Below are 19,492 nucleotides of genomic sequence, written 5' to 3'. Positions count from 1 at the left end.
TACATAATTGAATTTATTAGAGTGGCATTGATTTTATTCCATTAAAAAAAGAGGCTGGGACATAACTAGCCTGAAATCGATAAAAAGGTTCCGTTCATCGTTTTTGACGAACGGAACCTTTTTTGTTTGGTTATTCCTAAGATTATTGGATCACTCCGCATTCATGGCGGTATACTTTCTCAAGTTCACCGCCATGAGCGCAAAGCCCATTTCATTTTTGACCTTCTCTTTGCCCCTTACGGACATCCGAGTGAAACCCAAAATAGCCTTCAGAAATCCAAAAACTGGCTCTACATCGATTTTCCGTTGACCGTAGATTTCACCTGTTTTTTCATCCGAAAGCAGCTGTTGAATCATATTCTTTTGTTCTTCCCATTTGGCGTTATAGAAGATCTTTCGATTCGTCCCGTCTTTTGCTTTTGTACAATGAGAACGGAACGGACAACCGGTACAGTTTTCACTTTCATATACTTTAAATTCTCGTGTGAAGCCACCTCTGTCAGTGCGATGAGAAACGTATCGGAATGGCAACTGTTTTCCATTCGGGCATGTGAATGTATCTTCTTTTTCATTGTAGTCCCAATTGGATACGTGAAACGCATCCTTCCTATAGCTTTTCTTCTTCTCTTTTCGATAGGTATTATACGTGATGAGAGGCGTGCGCTTGCGATTTTCCAGCACATCTATGTAGTTTTCTTCGCTCCCATAACCGGCATCCGCAACGACATACGTAGGCAATTGAAAGAAATCCTTTTCTACACGATCAAGAAACGGAAGAAAAGTACGTGTATCCGTTGGGTTTGGAAAGATATCGTATGCGAGTGTATATTGACCCTCCGTCGCAATTTGAAGATTGTAACCGGCTTTGAGTTGCCCGTTTTTCATATAATCCTCTTTCATACGCATGAACGTGGCATCGTGATCGGTTTTGGAATAACTGTTCCGTTCTTTGAAGATAGCCATATCGTTTTCGTATTTTGTTTTGCGCAATACGAAATCCTTCATTTGTTTAAGGAACTGCTTCGGTCCTTTTCGCTCTGAACGAAGCTGTTTTCGTTCGGTTACATCGGCACTGGTTTCAATCTTCTCATTGTATTCTCCGACTTTTTCTTCTAGCTTTTCTTCTATTTTAGAAAGTTCTTTAATGGAAAGTTGTTCTGGACTTTCCCGTTCGATTTCGGGGATCACTTCTTTTTTAATCAACTCATCGTACATCGCATTCGACTTTTCAATCAGACTCTCGCTGTACCTTTCAATAGCCTTGCGCCACACAAATGTAAACTTATTGGCATTCGCTTCAATCTTCGTACCATCAATAAAGATCGCTTCATCATCAATGAGGTCTTTTTGAACGAGCTGACAACGAAACTGTACGAAGCCCTGACGAAGAAGTTCTTTGACTTCTGGGTGAACACGGAACCGATTGATGGTGCGATAGCTGGGTTCATACCCTTGCGCTAACCACATCATCCGAACGCTATCTTTGAGGAGACCTTCAATCTTTCTTCCTGAAAAAGCCGATTGGGTGTACGCACATAAAATAACTTTCATCATCATACGTGGGTGATAAGCAGGGCATCCCGTATCACGCAGGAACGCAGAAAAAGCTTCATCCGGAATCTGTTCGACCAACTCATGGACGGCATAGGCAATATCATTTTCTTGTAATTTCATTTCTAAATCTAGGGGCAAAATCACTTGATTCATGTTATAATCTTTAAACATAAGGGCACCTCCGATGGTTATTGTGTGGTAACTATAATTTTATCAGAGGTTGCCCTTATTTTATTGTTAAATTAAGATGAAAATATAAAAAGAGTGGCCCTGCGAACAAATTCTTTGTCCGCAGGGCCACTCTTATTTTAATTTACTGGGTTTTGTCCCAGCCTCTTTTTTTGTGTATTTTTCCACTAAGCCAAATATAATCAGGGTTTCTCTAGCAAATTAGGCTACAAATCCTCCTCTATTTCATCACAACTCAACTATAAGCGGGCTCACTTTCATTGAGAGCAAGCGTCTGTACTATTAAGGCATTGATTTCCTTGAATAATTCAGGATTTTCTCCTAGTAACTTGCCATATGAAGGTATTATTTCTTTAATTTTGGGTTCCCAATCAGCCATCATCTCTGGGAAACATCGCTCGAATATCTCAAGCATAACGTGTACAGCAGTAGAAGCACCTGGAGAAGCGCCAAGAAGCGCAGCAATGGAACCGTCAGAGGAACTAACAATCTCTGTTCCAAATTGAAGCGTTCCTTTTCCTCCACCTTCCGTATCTTTAATTACTTGCACACGTTGACCAGCCGTTACGATATCCCAATCTTCACTTTTGGCAGTTGGAATAAATTCACGTACTTCTTCCATACGTTTTTCATCTGATAACATGACTTGTTGCACTAAATATTTTGTAAGGCCCATCTCTTTTAAACCAGCAGCCATCATTGTTAACACATTATTGGGCTTAACTGAGCCTATTAAATCCAAATTTGACCCGCCTTTTAAGAACTTTGGTGAAAAGCCCGCAAATGGTCCAAACAACAAGCTTTTTTTGTTATCAATATATCTTGTATCAAGGTGAGGAACAGACATAGGAGGAGCGCCAACTTTGGCTTTTCCATACACTTTTCCATGATGCTTCTCAATCACCTCAGGATTATTGCATACCATGAAGAGTCCGCTTACCGGGAATCCGCCAATATGTTTTGACTCAGGAATACCAGTCTTCTGTAGTAGTGGTAGACTACCTCCTCCACCGCCGATAAAGACGAAATCAGCTGTGTGATACTCAAGATTATCGTTGTCGATATCCTTTACCTTTACTTCCCAAATGCCATCACTATTTCGTTTAATATCTTCTACGCTATGCTTATAGTGAAGTTCTACATTTTCACCTTCTAAATGCTCAAACAGCATGCGCGTTAACGCTCCAAAATTGACATCTGTACCAGAGTCAATTTTTGTCGCAGCAATCGGTTCATCTGACGTTCTTCCATCCATTATGAGTGGAATCCATTCTTTCAGTTTCTCAGGATCGTCCGAAAATTCCATTCCTTTAAACAATGGGTTAGCTGACAACGCTTCCAATCTCTTTTTCAAAAATTTTACATTATCTTCCCCATGTACAAGGCTCATGTGAGGAAGAGGCTTGATAAAGTCCTGTGGTTTATCAATCAATTGATTGTTTACTAAATAAGACCAAAATTGTTTTGAAAGCTGAAATTGCTCATTGATTTTGACAGCTTTCTCAATGTCTATCGACCCATCGGTCTTTTCAGAAGTATAGTTTAGTTCACATAGTGCAGAATGGCCTGTCCCCGCATTATTCCATTCATTAGAACTTTCTTCTCCTGCACTTCCTAGTTTTTCAAATACTTTAACGTTCCAATCAGGTGCTAATTCTGTCAGTAATGATCCCAAAGTCGCACTCATGACTCCAGCACCAATTAAGATAATGTCTTTTTTTTGATTCTTGCTCATGATACCCTTCCTTGTCTCATTTATTTGTAATAAAAAGAATAGGCGCTCATGCTCACATGTCATAAAAAGCAAGGCGACTCTTAGGTACACAACATGTTCTATCTTAATTATACCTTATCATAGTCAATTGTTATAATTGTAGAAAAAATATCTAATAATCTGATGCGTATTTACTAATTTTTACACGTTATTTGAAGAAAAAGAGGCTTGAAAAACAATACAGAAACTAACATCGGAAATTATAAAGTTAAATAAGGTAGGATCATTCTTATTTAAAAAAATTTACTATCCCAGGTAGCTTAGAGACCAACTTCTACCATGAAAAATAAATATTATCCAAGATAGAATTCCTAACAAACCAAATTCTTATTTGGAATCACACTAACCATTTTCCCTTTTAGCCCCGTCATTAACCGTTTTGAAGTCTGTTTGTTCTTATCCAGAGGTTATAGAGTTTTGATTTGTTTCTATGTCGATTTACTTAAACACAAGACGACTCTTCCTCTTGCACTTTTCATTGAATGCTTTTAAAGTATATAATGGTTAAATTCAGTCTAACTAGTAATGGATAAGATAGAAACATTATTACTTTTTAATTTTGGGAACTTGTTTTCCCTTAAGGAAAGGGTTCAGATATACTATGAAAGATAATTTTTGGCACGAGTTGCCTCGACCATTTTTTGTTCTTGCTCCAATGGAAGCTGTGACGGATGTTGTTTTTCGACATGTTGTGAGTGAAGCAGCGAGACCTGACGTGTTTTTTACAGAGTTCACCAATACTGCAAGCTACTGCCATCCGAGAGGAAAAGACAGCTTAAGAGGACGATTGACATTCACAGAAGATGAACAGCCAATTGTTGCCCATATTTGGGGAGACAAGCCCGAATACTTCCGAGAAATGAGCATTGGCATGGCAGAAATGGGTTATCGTGGAGTGGATATCAATATGGGCTGTCCTGCTCCTAATGTTGCCACTAAAGGGATGGGATGCGGACTCATTCGTCGTCCTGATGTTGCAGCGGAAATCATCCAGGAAGCTAAAGCGGGTGGGTTGCCCGTCAGCGTAAAGACTCGCCTTGGTTATACGGAAGTGGAAGAATGGCGCCACTGGCTGAAGCACCTTCTAGAACAGGATATTGTTAATCTTTCCATCCATCTTCGTACGAAAAAGGAAATGAGTAATGTTGATGCGCATTGGGAGCTGATTCCGGAGATCAAGAAACTTCGAGATGAAGTTGCCCCAAATACGCTTCTGACGATTAACGGCGATATTCCAGACCGTCAGAAGGGACTTGAACTTGTTGAGAAGTATGGCGTGGATGGCGTTATGATCGGGCGTGGGATTTTCCATAATCCGTTTGCTTTTGAAACAGAGAAGAAAGAGCATACGAGTGAGGAATTGCTTGATCTCCTTAGATTGCAGCTCGATTTACATGATAAATATTCAGCAGAACTAGAAACGCGTCAGTTTATTACGCTTCGCCGCTTTTTTAAGATCTATGTAAAAGGATTCCGTGGCGCAAGTGAATTAAGGAATCAGCTTATGAGCACTGAATCCACTGATGAAGTGCGTGCTCTTCTTGATGAGTTTAAAGAAAAAGAAAGATCAAATGAACGTGAAAATTTTTCTGTTTCTTGAGTAAAGTTTGAGTCATTTGAACCAAATCGTTCTTAGATTGTAACAAGAGAGAAGAGCCATTCGTGCTTTTCTCTCTTTTTTTATAAGACTATGTTAATAAACCAGTTTGATTTTAGCCTCATTGTAACTCTGTGATGACCAATCGCATTGAGCAAAAACCAAGAATCAACAGAAGAAAGCTGCTCTGGCTTCAACATCGAGGCTTGCCCCCATTTCTTTAAAGCTTTATCAGATGTAATGTCAGACAACTTATATCTGTTACTTTTAAAAATTTAATATAAAAGCCAGTTTCTCCCGCACTTTTCAAGTATAATGGACCATATTCTGATAATGCATATAATATTTCTTGGAGAGAATTCTATACATATGACGAAAAACCAAAAACGAGGTTGAAAAATGAGTAAAAAAAGTTTTGCAGAATATCATCTAAGCGAAGAAATAAAAAGAGCACTAGCTGTTCTAAAATACGAAACGCCAACAGAAGTTCAAAGTGAAGTTATTCCATTAGCATTAGAAAATCAAGATCTTGTCGTAAAAGCTCAAACAGGAAGTGGAAAGACTGCTTCCTTTGGTATTCCTGTTTCAGATATGATTGAATGGGAAGAAAAAAAACCACAGGCCTTAATTCTTACTCCTACTAGGGAACTTGCGGTTCAAGTCCGCGAAGACATTACGAATATCGGAAGGTTTAAACGCATTAAAGCAGTGTCCGTTTATGGCAAAGAACCTTTTACGAAACAAAAGGATGAATTGAAACAAAAAACTCATTGCGTCGTTGGTACTCCTGGACGGGTCATGGACCATATTGAACGAGAAACTCTAGCTTTGGATCAAATAAAGTATCTTATCATAGACGAAGCTGATGAGATGCTTAATCGAGGTTTTATCGATAAAGTAGAAGCGATTATGAAAGAGCTGCCTTCAAACCGAGTAACAATGGTTTTTTCTGCTACCTTGCCTAAAGATGTTGAAAATCTATGCCATAAATATATGAACGATCCGATTCAGATTGAGATTGAATCGGACGGGATGACAGCCGATACCATTGAACATTCTTTAATTGAAGTGAGAGAAGAAGAAAAGATCTCACTTCTTAAAAGCATCACGGTTGTAGAAAATCCAGACAGCTGCCTCATTTTCTGCAGAACCAAAGAACACGTTGATTCTGTGTATAGCGAACTAGAGAAATCTGGATACCCTTGCGAGAGACTCCATGGGGGGCTAGAACAAGAAGACCGGTTCTCTGTTATGGAAGGTTTCAAACTGGGGAACTTCCGCTATCTCGTGGCTACCGATGTAGCTGCGAGAGGTATTGATATTGATAATGTGACACTTGTTATCAACTACGACGTTCCTATGGAAAAAGAGAGCTATGTACACCGAACAGGAAGAACCGGTCGCGCTGGAAATAAAGGAAAAGCCATTACGTTTTCGACGCCTTTTGAAGGAAAGTTCATTAAAGCAATTGAAAGATACATCGGCTTTAAGCTACCAGTTATAGAAGCTCCAAGCCATCTGGAACTGGCTGGAAAAAAAGCAGCTTTCGAAGAAAAACTTAACAGCAGACGCATTGTAAGAAATAATAAAACAGCCCGCATCAATCAAGATATTATGAAACTCCATTTCAACGGCGGTAAAAAGAAGAAAATTCGTGCTGTTGATTTTGTTGGAACAATCGCAAAAATCTCTGGAGTCACTGCAGAGGATATCGGCATTATAACCATCCATGATCATATGTCCTATGTTGATATTCTGAATGGCAAGGGCTCACTAGTTCTACAGGCCATGGAGAATGCGACTATCAAAGCAAAGAAGTTAAAAGTGAGCATAGCCATTAAATAAAATATTTATAGAAATCCTTAAATCCCCCTCACCTTTAAAGATGAGGGGGATATTTGCTTCTATATGAAATTAAAAGAGACATGATGACCCTAGGAGATTGTTTGGTCTAGCCAAGTGTAGCTCCTACTGTACTGAATACAATGCGAACAAAGTAATATGTTTTCTCCGAAAAAACTTGAGATTTTGACTCTTTTCTTTTATATCCTCATTTACTTATGATACGGTTCGCCTCTATTAATCTTAAACGCACGATAAACCTGCTCAACTAGAATAAGCCTCATTAGCTGATGAGGAAAAGTCATCTTAGAGAAGGAAAGCGTGTCATTTGCTCTCTTGAGAACATCATCACTTAAACCAAGGGAGCCTCCAATAACAAAAGCTACCTTACTCTTTCCATATGTTGCGAGCTGGTCAAGGTCGCGTGCTAACTGTTCAGAAGTTTTCATTTTTCCTTCAATAGCTAAGGCAATTACGTGAGCATCAGGTGAAATTTTGCTCATAATGCGATCACCTTCCGCCTTTTTCACCTGAAGCATTTCAGTGTCACTTAGGTTCTCTGGAGCTTTTTCATCGGAGACCTCGATCACTTCTACTTTTGCGAAAGGACCGAGACGTTTCGTATATTCCGCAATCCCCTGCTTTAAATATTTTTCTTTCAGTTTCCCCACAGTAACAATACTTATGTTCAAAAGTTATCCACACCTATCCTTTTTTCTTAAATCCACAGCAGATAAACAAGTTATCCACAGAAATTATCCACATATACACATTTTTCACCCACATGTCGTGACCGAATATTAGTTCGATACCATATATGTTGCGCTGTTTTTGCAATACTCACATGTTGTGGACAACTCATTTGATTCTTTCTCAAGCTCTTCTAATACAGGGAAACTTTCTGTTTCATCAATCATTACATCAAGAACCAATTCAACATGATCTTTACAGCAATATATTTTCATTCTACCTCTCCTTCATTTCACTTATCCACTGTGCATAAGTTTCTCCAAAAAGAAACAGGAGAGTCCCCCCTCCTGCGCTATTTAAGAGCTTTGCTGCTCGGCAAGTGTCACTTCTACTTCTTGTTTCGTACCTTCACGATAGACTGTTAATTTCACTCGGTCTCCAATTTCTTTTTTTGTGTAAAGAAATTTACGAAGGTCGATTGAATTCTTAATTTTTTCTCCATCCATTGCTGTTATAACGTCAAGCTCTTTTAAGCCCGCAATATCACCTGAAGAAGTAGGAAAAACACTCATAACTACGACTCCATAATCGACTTTATCTGGCAACTTTAGTGATTCACTCCAGTGATAGGTAGGAATCTCCGAGAGTGATTTTGTTCCTATTCCTATTTGAGGCCTTCTGACTTCGCCATACGACTCTAGATCATTAATGATAGGCTCAGCGATATTGATTGGAATCGAGAAGCCAATTCCCTCTACGCTTGATTGAGCGATCTTCATTGAGTTAATCCCTACTAATTGACCTGAAATGTTAATTAACGCTCCTCCACTGTTACCTGGGTTAATAGAAGCGTCTGTTTGAATTACATCAGCATTCCAATCAATTGTCCCATTCTGATCGGTATCTACTGGAAATGAACGCTCAGGGTTGCTAATAATACCTTGTGTGACGGTCCCTTCAAGAAAGCCTAATGGATTACCGATGGCTATAGCTGGTTCACCTGGCTTGAGAGTATCCGAGTCACCAAATTCAGCAACCATTGTAACGGCCTCAGAAGGGATTTTAAGGACGGCAAGGTCCATTAGAGGGTCAGTGCCTACAAGCTCTGCAGAAACGCGCTTTTCGGCGTTTAAGCTCACTTCAAGCTGCCCTGCACCTTCAACCACGTGATTGTTAGTAACAACAAATGCCTCTCCGCCTTCTTTTTTATAAATAACGCCTGATCCTGCTCCAGCTTCTCCGTAATCCTCTGCCCAGAAATCTGTTTTTTGTAAATTAATCACTCCGACAACCGCTTCGCTTACATTCGCAACAGCTGACGTAATGTCATTTGTTACATCAATACTAATATCTTTAGTAATCGACCGCTGTTCCGACTTCACTTCCGCTTCTTCATCTTGCGGTGGTTGAATATCAGGCAGCACGCCTACATCCGAGAGAGCAGGCACAGTAAAGAGAATAAGTAATGCGCCTAGAATGGCACCAATCAGTCCAGCCATAAATGCGCCGCCGCGATTACCTTTCTGTCGCATCGGTAGATTGTTTTCATCACCATCATAATAGCCCAAATCCTTCACCAATCCTTTCAGTTAAAAAAGGAGACCTCAGAATCAAGACTAATCTATCTTACTTGCCCTCACTCAAGCTTCTCGTTATAACTTCGTAACAAGTGTTGGCGCAGCAGGATCTGTATCATATAGAGCAATCTGCTCCCCGACTGCAAAGCCGTTTTGTTCAAGGGTTTGCTGGACAGAAAGTCTTGCCAGGTCTTTCATGTTATTATCTTTACTTAAATGGGCTAAATAAATACGCTTTGTTTGATCACCAATTATATCTGATAGGGCAGCTCCCGCATCTTCATTAGAAACGTGACCCATGTCACCTAAAATTCGTCTTTTCACATTCCATGGATAGCGCCCCATCATAAGCATATTGATGTCATGATTTGACTCAAATACAAGCATATCTGAATTGCGAATCGTTCCTTTGATTCGATCACTCACATATCCAAGGTCTGTCGCGATACTAAGTTTCTTACCTTCGTGATGAAAGGCATAAAACATCGGCTCGGCTGCATCATGGGAGACACCAAATGATTCGACATCAAGATCGTCAAAAGTTTTCACAGTATCCATATCAAACTGAAACTTTTGTTCTACTGGTATTGCACCAATTAGACCTGACATCGCTTCCCACGTTTTTGCATTTGCATATATAGGCAGCTTATACCTTCTTGCAAATATACCAAGACCTTTAATATGATCACTATGTTCATGAGTCACAAGCAACCCATCTAGATCCTTTGGATCGAGATGGGCTTTTGCGAACAGTTCTTCAAGTTTTTTTCCACTTAATCCAGCATCTACAAGAAGCTTATGCTTCTCTGTACCAACATAAATGGCGTTACCAGTGCTTCCGCTTGCAAGCACACTAAATTCAAGAGACATATTCCATTCCTCTCCTACTTATCGCTTGTTACCGTTTTAGGCTTAGAAGGATCCGGTTTCTCACTGTCATCTGAATCCTCCTCATCCTCTTGCTCATTGGTTTCGACCTCTTTAGGATCACTAAAGACTGTTTTCTCAATCGCATTGACATAATAGTTCTGAATTGGTTTATCCTTGTTTTCGTTCTTAACGACAACATGCCACGTTGGAACGAAAACAAATGTATCGCGGTCATCCTCGTTCGTAACCGTTGTGTAATAGCCAATTGACATGTCTTCTACTTTGTCATTTAAAGAAATATCCTGCTGATTCACAAGAAGCCCAATCGTTTCAGAAGCTGGATCGATTTTACGTTCTTTGCCGATTTTCTTTAAGTTCAAGTATGTTTGCGTATAAGAGACAACCTTGTCATCTTCAAGCGTAACAATTAGCATACCTGAATCCTGGCTATAAATAGGACGATCTTCAAAGGTTTCCGCGAAATAAATAATGTTTGGATTATTCTCATCACGGGCGTAAAACTGATACTTCCCACCTTCATACACATACGTCTCTAGAAATATTGAAAAGGCAGAAGGCTCGTCCGGATCGCTTATCGGGAACGGCTTCTTAAGAGTGGAGATTAACTTTCGTCCATCAAGCGTAATGTCCTGACTTGTTCCCTCTTCTAACGTTTTCTCTTCTTGCTCTGTAAATTCATGAACGTCTCCACTAATGAAAGACATCTTCTCCGTTTGAACAGGAAGGTTTTTCTCATACGTGACGTTTAAATTCTTTAATTGATCTTCAATCGTAACCTGCTCATACTGCTCGAGATCACTTAATTCGGTTTGCTTCTTAAATAAATCACTAGCTAGAAAGATATTAAACACAAGAAACGTTAATATTAATATCGTTTTCGTTCTATTCCAATCCAACTGATTCCCCTCCCTGTTCATTGCTAATGGATTGTAGCGGTGTCCAGGAATTGTTCAACTTCACATACCATTGGGGAATAAGCGTAAACTCATAATTTTGTTCTGCTGACCGATCAATTGTGAAACCCATTGTTATGTTTTGTATTTCGGTTTTCTTAAAACTTCCCTCGTCTAGTAGAGAAAGGACTTCTTCATAACTCGGTAGCTTTCGATCTCCAATTTCTCTAGCGTATTGAATAACCTTCAACATTCGCTTGTACGTGCTAACATCATCATTTTCAAGAGTTACATCAATCTCATCAAGATCTTCTGTTGAAGAGCTATAGACTGGATAGCCACCCGTATATAGTCGGAAGGTAATTTGATCTGTATTGTTATCAGAAGATCTGATCCATTCGTTCAGCACATATTCATCATCATCGTAATCGGTGATACGAAAACCAAAATGCTTATTGATAAATCCATAGGCATCCAGAATAGGAGATTCATTCGATACATACCGACTTGTTGTAGAAGGTGGATTCTTAAACACCATAAATTCATTTTCATGACTAAACGTTAAGTCTCGGCTACCGTCAGTATAAAGATCAGAAATATTGTTGAATGAGTTCTTCTCAACACGATCTTGTTCAGGAAAAAGCGCTTCTTTAAAATCTTCTTCATTTGCTAGCTCATCGGAACTTCCTCCGAACGCCGCTAAAGAAGGACCTTGTATCGGAATATAAAAAGTCGGTAGCTCGTCAGAAACTTGAAACGATTTGGCACGAAAGATCTTATTTTCTTCAGCTTCACTACTATTAACCTCAAAAGAAGAGAAGACGTTTGAATACCATTCTTTTATATCATTCGAAGCTTCAACCGTAGCTCGCATTCCATCACCATTGGATGTATTGAGGAAAATGATTTCATTGTTTTTACCTGATGCAATAGACGGAATGATAATGCGATCGAATGTCGACAAAGGAATATCGTCTTTCGAAATGCTCACTAGTTTCTTCAAAACGTCATTTGAAAGCAATGTTGGAAAAATAAGCTCTACGCTATTGCCGGTCTCCCGTATACTTTTCATATCATTCTCCATCGTAAAGGACTTGATTTTCATTCCGGAGATAAATTCATTGTAAAAAGAATCAATGGTATTGGAATAAAAGGAAGTAAAATGTTGATTATCAATGTGATAAACGAGCTGATTTGGTTTTACAACTTCATTGATACTTACTTCCTTAATACCAACAGGACTTGCTTCTGTAGGAGCAGCTTCCTTTTCGTACTCAGGTTCGAATGTCCAAATCTGCCACGTTAGAAACAAGCTAGTTAAAACGAGAACATTTAGTAAAACGGTTTTAAAGTTCTCAAATTGTTTCTTCGTCATTCTCACTTGTCTTCGACCTCCCTTATTCGCTTATAAGGGAGAGTAAAGTAGATCGTTGTTCCATGTCCCCACTTACTCTCTGCCCAGATATCCCCATGATGGGCATGGATCATTTCCTTGGCAATAGCCAAACCAAGTCCAGTTCCTCCAAGCTGCCGTGAGCGAGCTTTATCTACACGATAGAACCGATCAAAGATCTTCGAAAGATTATTTTTGGGTATGCCAACACCTTCATCACTAATGCTGATTCGGATCTTCTTCCCAATCGTCCAGCATCTTGCTGTGATAGTACCTCCATCCGGGGAGTACTTAATCGCATTAGAAATAATGTTATCAAGCACCTGTGTCATTTTGTCCTTATCCACTTTTGTGTAAATCGCTAAACGCGGAAGCTGCCTTACAATTTCAATATTCTCTCGCTTCGACATCTCAAAGCGATCAAGCACATGATCAAACATCTCAACGAAATCGACTTCCGTAAACTCAAGATGATACTCTTTCTTATCCATTTTAGAAAGCTGTAATAGATCATTAACTAACCTGATCATACGCTCTGTTTCATTTTGCGTGACGCTTAAGAAGCGCGGAGCAATTTCAGGATCCTGTAATGCTCCCTCCTGAAGCGCCTCAAGGTAACTTCTCATCGTTGTAAGAGGCGTACGTAACTCATGTGACACATTCACTACAAATTCACGTCGTTCCTGTTCAAGCTGTTCTTGCTCGGTAATATCATGAAGGACAGCAATCAACCCATTAATTGGACCGTCTTCTTTATGGATAATAGAAAAGTTAACTCGAATAATAAACGTTTGTTGATCATCACTTAAATCTAGAATCATTGAGTCAGGACCATTGTAAACATCATCCCACGTCTTCTCTTCAGCGAACTGAAGAATTTTGTTTAGTGATGTTCCAAGAACCGTTTCACGTGAAACGTTCATCATTTCCTCAGCACGATCGTTCATTAGAATGATCATACCTTCTCGGTCTGTAGCAATAACACCATCCGTCATATAAGCAAGCACAGATGTAAGTTTACGTCGCTCACCTTCTGTAATGGCATTAGCTTCTTGAAGCCTTCTTGTTAAATCATTAAAGGCAAGCGCAAGCTGTCCAATCTCATCTTCTCCATACACCTTCACTTTTCGAGTGAAATCGCCTCTGGCCATCACAAGTGCTTGTTTTCTCATATCCGAAATTGGCCTTGTTATCGTACGAGAGATAATAATACCAAGTAGGCCTGTCAGTACCAGGGCAATCAAGGCAGATTGAGCCAATAAACTATTCACTTCATCTGCTTGTTCAAATACCTGATTCATATTTGCCTGAATGTAAACCGCTCCAACAGTAGTGTTTGTTTCACCTTTAATAGGATAGCCATAAGCTAAAAACCGCTCTCCTTCACTATCAAGAAGGATTTCTTGTTCAGCTACACCATTTAATGCACTATCCACGAAATCATTCGTTGCACGTGTTCCTTCTAGACCATCATCATTAAGCGTACCGACTACTTGACCTAATGAATCAACTACTAGAATTTGACGAATTTCATTTTGGCTAAAATTTCTAATCAAGTTATTAATCGTATCATCTTCTTCATCGCTCTTACTGTTCACCTGATCAGAGACATTATCAGCTAGAAGCTCAGCACGATCGCGAATGGAACTAGCGTAGTTACTCTGAAACTGCTCTTCTAACTTGTCGTTAAAATAAACAGAGATAAACTGGATGGCAACAAGAATAAGAAGGACATAAACAATCGCAAACTTAAAATGAATGGATTTAAAAAAACCGACCTTTCCCATCTAAAGTTTACTGCTCCTGTTCCGGTTCACGCATATAGTAGCCAACGCCACGTCTTGTAATAATCCATGTCGGATGGCTTGGATTATCTTCGACTTTCTCGCGTAATCGACGTACTGTTACATCTACTGTTCTAACATCGCCAAAATAATCATATCCCCAAACAGTTTGTAACAAATGCTCTCGGGTCATAACTTGACCTATATGTTTTGATAAATAATGTAGCAATTCAAATTCTCTATGTGTTAACTCAATTGATTCTTCACGCTTCGTAACAAGATAAGCATCTGGATGAATCGTTAGCGCACCCACTTTAATAAGCGAGTTCGGTGAAGATTCTTTCTCAGGCTCCTGCTGACGACGGCGCAAATTGGCTTTTACACGCGCAATAAGCTCACGTGTACTGAAAGGCTTTGTCACATAATCATCAGCACCAAGCTCAAGACCTAGCACTTTATCAATTTCAGAATCCTTTGCCGTTAGCATAATAATTGGCATTTCATATTTTTTACGAACTTCACGACAAACTTCCATTCCGTCACGTTGAGGTAACATGATATCAAGAAGAATCATATCCGGATTCTCTTCCTCAACTTTAGCAATGGCCTCGTCTCCATCGTAAGCACAAACCACCGTAAAGCCTTCCTTCTCAAGATTAAATTGCAGAATATCTGCAATTGGTTTTTCATCATCTACAACAAGAATTTTCTTGTCCATTATGAACGCTCCTTCTTTGATATGACAATATCAATTTACCGTTGATATGAAACATGCATACTTTTGTCTATTTTATCATATTATGTAGGTTTTATTACGATTCCCTACCGCTCTTCCCTTAACTTCTATAAGAGAAACGCTACGTCCTTTCTCTTTCGTCTTATAACACCGTTACCTAATGGCTTTATGAAGTCCTACTAATGCATTCGCCATTCAAACACATCTTTCGCCAGGAAGCCATAAAAGAAACCTTCAGTTTTCACTGAAGGTTATTTTTTCACGTAATTCATTGGATTTTCAAGATCACCGTTTTTATATACTTCAAAATGAAGATGAATACCTGTTGAATCTCCTGTAGTACCCATAACTCCAATTTTGTCACCTTTCTGAACCGTATCGCCAACTGAGACAGAAATGGACGCCAGGTGAGAATAAGTTGTTTTTAAACCGTTATTGTGATTAACAGTAACCTGGTTCCCATAACCACTTCGCGTACCTGCAGCTGTAACCTTTCCATTATCCACTGTACGGATTGTTTTATCCGATACCCCCGCAATATCGATTCCTTTATGGTAAGATCCCCAGCGATCGCCCTGCTTACTTGTAATTGTTCCTCCTACAGCAGGCCATGCAAATGAACCAGTTCCTTTTGATGGAATTACCTTTGTTCCAATTTTAATTACCTCATCTACAGGTTCCTTAGAAACGTCTTCTTTCACAACTTTCTTTTCAACGGCTTTTCCATTTTCACGTTTTACTTTATAAGTAACAGTCTTCTTACCCTTTTCTCCATCTTGCGTTACTTTCTTCTCACCCTTTAAGAGAGAATCACTTTTCTTTTTAGTAACTTGATATGGAATTTCTTTTGTTTTTTCAATTTCTACCGTTTCCATCACGTTTACAAATTTATTCTTCTCAAGAACGTTTAATTGATCACCCTTCTTTATCTCATCCTCACTAGAAAGGTTATTTTTCTCCATTAATTCTTTAACATCCATCTTAAACTTTTTAGCTACTTGTTTAAGAGATTGGTTTTCTGTAACTTTATATGTTACCTCTTCTTCAAAACCTGATTTAAGGAGGGACACTCCTTCCTCCTCCGTTAAAATATCCTCTGGGTTCACTTCATTCTTTTCAACTGTAAATGGTTGTGAGAGCTCAACAGCATCGATCGGATGAGGCTTATCACTTGATTCGAATACATTCAGACTTGTTCTCTCAATTTCCTTCACTTTATCATCAGTAAGTAAGGACTTAGCGTACTCCCATAGAGCATCTTTTGCTTGTTCCTCACTTACGAAGCTCCCTACCTGCTCTCCATCAAAAGAGAGGGTATACCCTTCACCAGTAAACGTAATTTCTTCATCTAATTGCTCGAGTGCTTCCTTATTGTCAACTGAAGGTTTAAATAAGCGTTCCGTCACAACCTCCACGTCATTCTCAACTGATAACTTCACACCATTTGCCTCTTGTTCGTTTTTTAATTCCTTTATATTTTCGTTCAATACCGCTCGACTATCTACAGTGCCTACGTTTTCTCCATCTATATAAACGTGATAAACAGGCTTCATGAGATTATAAACTGATGCACCAACTGGTTCTATCCAAAAAAGTGTACTAACACTCGTTACAATGACTGAAAGTTGTATAAAACGACGTACATTTATTTTTTTCATGCGACTTCCCCCTGCTATAGCTAAAACTATCTTTTTTACTCACGTTTCGCACTTTATCATATACAGGAAGTCACATGGGTACAAATACTCAACTTGTAATAAAAATGTAGTCATTTCGTCACGATCGTGGCAACTCATACCAGAAAACTGGAAGGTTCTTCATCGATTACCTTACACTTTAAATAAGGATCACGACTGCAGGAAATAGTTCGCTTTTAAAAATCAACAACAAAAAAACGCATACCCCTCAATGAGAGATATGCGATATATGTACGTTGTTAATTGAAAAATAATGGTGGCTCCGGACGGAATCGAACCGCCGACACGTGGATTTTCAGTCCACTGCTCTACCGACTGAGCTACAGAGCCATATAAGATATACTGTCCATCAGCTTATGCTGTGTAAAACCTCTGTCCCTTCCTCTACAAGCCTTGCTTTGAAGCTAGCTGTGTCGGGACAACTCGTCGGAAATTCGATGAAGCTTTGCTCGTTGCTCTACCGACTGAGCTACAGAGCCATATTACTAATTCCATTTAATAGATTAAATGGCGGTCTCGACGGGAATCGAACCCGCGATCTCCTGCGTGACAGGCAGGCATGTTAACCGCTACACCACGAGACCATTCAAATATTGTTCACTTACGTTTGAGAGAAATCATACCAAGTTATGCGTTTAGGTTGCCCCTGAAGGGACTCCGATAAAAATTTAACAAGGAAGATTAATCGACGCAGTTAAATTTTTGGTTGCGGGGGCAGGATTTGAACCTGCGACCTTTGGGTTATGAGCCCAACGAGCTACCGAACTGCTCCACCCCGCGACGATATGTATCATTTTCATCTAAAGAAAATGGTGAGCCATGAAGGACTCGAACCTTCGACCCTCTGATTAAAAGTCAGATGCTCTACCAACTGAGCTAATGGCTCGTCATAAGTATCTTGTAACGACGACAAGATTTATCATATCATTGGATTTCATAAAAAGCAAGAGATCTTGAAAAGAAAATAAAAAAACAGCCATGGAGTAAGTTAACCCTGTCTTAATTTACCCCTTTGCCTGTTTATTTAATCGCTCTTTCATCATTTCACGAATTTCTTGTTTCCGACGATGACGTTTAATGGCGAAACGATTGACCTCTTGAAAAATGAGTGAGGATTCCTTATCCGTTTTGAGATGAAACTTCACACCAAAAAAGTGGCTTGCTCTTGTGTTTGGATCATTAGGGTCGTTTGGCTTCCCCCACACCACTTCACCTGTAATGCGAAATGGTTCATCATTTAACTTAATCGAAAACTCCATATTCGTATGCATTGGCGCTTCAAAATCTACAGAAAAACCAATACCTTCGAGTCCGATATCATGAATATAAATTTTATGGTTAAAATCCGTAGCGACAGGTGTGTTCTTTTCAATAATTCTCATCCTTGCAGCAAAAGGAACGTCAAGCTGCTGACGAAAGACCTGTCTTTTATTCCGACTCATGCGAACACCTCATCAAAGTTTAACAATTTTGATAGTCCAAGTTTACCACAAAAATCGTTTTTCTGCAGAATTTTCCAACTTCTAATGTTCTAAAAAAAGCTGGCAGTCTCAGCTGCCAGCTCGATCAATTAAGCAAAAACGCCACGAATCATATTTGTTTGATTACGGTCTGGACCTACTGAGAAGATTGATAATGGAATACCTGTCAATTGTGAAACACGCTCAATATAGTGACGTGCGTTAGGTGGTAAATCACCTAGGTTTTTCACACCAGTAATATCTTCTGTCCAACCAGGCATTTCTTCATAAACAGGTTCACATTCAGCAAGAACCTTAAGGCTTGCTGGGAACTCTTCAATAACTTCACCTTTGTACTTATATGCTGTACAAATTTTAAGCGTTTCGATGCCAGTCAGTACATCAATGGAATTTAGAGAAAGATCGGTAATTCCGCTTACGCGGCGTGCATGTCGTACTACAACGCTGTCGAACCAGCCAACTCTGCGCGGTCTGCCAGTCGTTGTACCATATTCATTTCCTACTTCACGAATTTGGTCGCCTACTTCATCATGAAGCTCAGTAGGGAACGGGCCGTCACCTACTCGTGTCGTATAAGCCTTCGAAACACCAACAACATGATTAATTTTACTAGGTCCTACACCTGAACCAATTGTAACCCCACCAGCAATTGGATTTGAAGACGTTACAAATGGGTATGTACCCTGATCGATATCAAGCATGACACCTTGTGCACCTTCAAATAGAACACGACGCCCTTCATCAATGGCATCATTAAGGACCACTGAAGTATCTACAACATACTTTGCAATCTTTTGGCCGTATTCGTAGTATTCTTCAAGAATATCTTCTTTTTTAAAGCCTTCAACTTCATACATTTTCTCTAGAAGACGATTTTTATCAGTTAGGTTACGCTCCAGCTTCTCTTCAAATACTTCTCTGTCAAGAAGATCACAAATACGGATTCCCACTCTTGCAGCTTTGTCCATATATGCTGGGCCAATTCCTTTTTTCGTTGTGCCAATTTTATTTTCGCCTTTGTACTCTTCTTCCACGACATCAAGCTTCAAGTGATAAGGAAGAATAACATGTGCGCGATTGCTAATGCGCAGGTTATCTGTATTAATATTGCGTTCATGTAAATAGGCAAGTTCTTCAAGAACAGCTTTTGGATCAACAACCATTCCGTTTCCGATGACACAAATTTTATCGTCATAAAAAATTCCTGATGGAATCAAGTGAAGTTTGTACTTCGTATCATTAAATACAATTGTATGTCCTGCATTGTTTCCACCCTGATAACGAGCGACAACTTCTGCATTTTCCGAGAGGTAATCCGTAATCTTTCCTTTACCTTCATCGCCCCACTGTGTTCCTACCACAACTACTGATGGCATTTGAGCACCTCCAGATGC

At 39.5% G+C, this 19,492-nt stretch carries 15 protein-coding genes and 4 tRNA genes; 2 read left to right on the top strand and 17 right to left on the bottom strand.

Features of this window, described 5'->3' with window-relative positions; genetic code table 11:
- Positions 1 to 150: 150 nt before the first annotated feature.
- Complete coding sequence (locus IQ283_RS00265) at positions 151 to 1,725, bottom strand: IS1182 family transposase (protein ID WP_194218178.1); 1,575 nt, start codon at positions 1,723 to 1,725, stop codon at positions 151 to 153.
- A gap of 253 nt (positions 1,726 to 1,978) precedes the next feature.
- Positions 1,979 to 3,541, bottom strand: coding sequence for a malate dehydrogenase (quinone) (gene mqo / locus IQ283_RS00260; RefSeq protein ID WP_194218177.1), 1,563 nt, complete (start codon positions 3,539 to 3,541; stop codon positions 1,979 to 1,981).
- Positions 3,542 to 4,118: 577 nt separating this feature from the next.
- Between mqo and IQ283_RS00255 the strand changes: the two genes are divergently transcribed.
- Positions 4,119 to 5,117, top strand: a complete 999-nt coding sequence (locus IQ283_RS00255) for a tRNA dihydrouridine synthase (RefSeq protein WP_194218176.1) — start codon at positions 4,119 to 4,121, stop codon at positions 5,115 to 5,117.
- A gap of 396 nt (positions 5,118 to 5,513) precedes the next feature.
- Complete coding sequence (locus IQ283_RS00250) at positions 5,514 to 6,959, top strand: DEAD/DEAH box helicase (protein WP_194218175.1); 1,446 nt, start codon at positions 5,514 to 5,516, stop codon at positions 6,957 to 6,959.
- Positions 6,960 to 7,168: 209 nt separating this feature from the next.
- Here the strand turns inward: IQ283_RS00250 and rlmH are convergent, their stop codons facing one another.
- The 15 genes from rlmH to IQ283_RS00175 form a co-directional block, all read right to left on the bottom strand.
- Positions 7,169 to 7,648, bottom strand: coding sequence for a 23S rRNA (pseudouridine(1915)-N(3))-methyltransferase RlmH (rlmH, locus tag IQ283_RS00245; RefSeq protein ID WP_194218174.1), 480 nt, complete (start codon positions 7,646 to 7,648; stop codon positions 7,169 to 7,171).
- 108 nt (positions 7,649 to 7,756) lie between these two features.
- Positions 7,757 to 7,921: a CxxH/CxxC protein gene (locus IQ283_RS00240; protein WP_194218173.1), complete on the bottom strand. Its 165-nt coding sequence runs from the start codon at positions 7,919 to 7,921 to the stop codon at positions 7,757 to 7,759.
- Between the two features lie 81 nt (positions 7,922 to 8,002).
- Positions 8,003 to 9,214, bottom strand: a complete 1,212-nt coding sequence (locus tag IQ283_RS00235) for a S1C family serine protease (protein ID WP_276511781.1) — start codon at positions 9,212 to 9,214, stop codon at positions 8,003 to 8,005.
- Positions 9,215 to 9,298: 84 nt separating this feature from the next.
- Entirely contained in the window at positions 9,299 to 10,093 is a 795-nt protein-coding gene (locus tag IQ283_RS00230; protein ID WP_194218171.1) for an MBL fold metallo-hydrolase, read from the bottom strand.
- 14 nt (positions 10,094 to 10,107) lie between these two features.
- Positions 10,108 to 11,010: a two-component system regulatory protein YycI gene (locus tag IQ283_RS00225; protein ID WP_194218170.1), complete on the bottom strand. Its 903-nt coding sequence runs from the start codon at positions 11,008 to 11,010 to the stop codon at positions 10,108 to 10,110.
- Entirely contained in the window at positions 10,997 to 12,382 is a 1,386-nt protein-coding gene (locus IQ283_RS00220; protein ID WP_194218169.1) for a YycH family regulatory protein, read from the bottom strand. The genes IQ283_RS00225 and IQ283_RS00220 overlap by 14 nt, the downstream gene beginning before the upstream one ends.
- Positions 12,383 to 12,384: 2 nt before the next feature.
- Positions 12,385 to 14,187: a cell wall metabolism sensor histidine kinase WalK gene (gene walK, locus IQ283_RS00215; protein WP_194218168.1), complete on the bottom strand. Its 1,803-nt coding sequence runs from the start codon at positions 14,185 to 14,187 to the stop codon at positions 12,385 to 12,387.
- Between the two features lie 7 nt (positions 14,188 to 14,194).
- Positions 14,195 to 14,902 (bottom strand): response regulator YycF, encoded by a 708-nt coding sequence (gene yycF / locus IQ283_RS00210; RefSeq protein WP_098445599.1) that lies wholly within the window; start codon positions 14,900 to 14,902, stop codon positions 14,195 to 14,197.
- A 269-nt stretch (positions 14,903 to 15,171) separates the two neighbouring features.
- Entirely contained in the window at positions 15,172 to 16,578 is a 1,407-nt protein-coding gene (locus tag IQ283_RS00205) for a peptidoglycan DD-metalloendopeptidase family protein (protein WP_194218167.1), read from the bottom strand.
- A 293-nt stretch (positions 16,579 to 16,871) separates the two neighbouring features.
- A tRNA-Phe gene (locus tag IQ283_RS00200) sits at positions 16,872 to 16,947 on the bottom strand.
- 178 nt (positions 16,948 to 17,125) lie between these two features.
- Positions 17,126 to 17,201, bottom strand: a tRNA-Asp gene (locus IQ283_RS00195).
- Positions 17,202 to 17,320: 119 nt separating this feature from the next.
- Positions 17,321 to 17,397 (bottom strand) — tRNA-Met (locus IQ283_RS00190).
- 30 nt (positions 17,398 to 17,427) lie between these two features.
- Positions 17,428 to 17,503: transfer RNA gene (locus tag IQ283_RS00185), tRNA-Lys, on the bottom strand.
- 118 nt (positions 17,504 to 17,621) lie between these two features.
- Positions 17,622 to 18,059: a PilZ domain-containing protein gene (locus IQ283_RS00180; RefSeq protein ID WP_194218166.1), complete on the bottom strand. Its 438-nt coding sequence runs from the start codon at positions 18,057 to 18,059 to the stop codon at positions 17,622 to 17,624.
- Positions 18,060 to 18,187: 128 nt separating this feature from the next.
- Positions 18,188 to 19,474: an adenylosuccinate synthase gene (locus IQ283_RS00175; RefSeq protein WP_194218165.1), complete on the bottom strand. Its 1,287-nt coding sequence runs from the start codon at positions 19,472 to 19,474 to the stop codon at positions 18,188 to 18,190.
- Positions 19,475 to 19,492 lie beyond the last annotated feature (18 nt).

This window comes from Pseudalkalibacillus hwajinpoensis, assembly GCF_015234585.1.
GTDB classification, from domain to species: Bacteria; Bacillota; Bacilli; order Bacillales; family Guptibacillaceae; genus Guptibacillus; species Guptibacillus hwajinpoensis_B.
The sequence above is the reverse complement of the archived record's forward strand: the minus strand, read 5'-3'. Positions and strand labels throughout refer to the sequence as shown.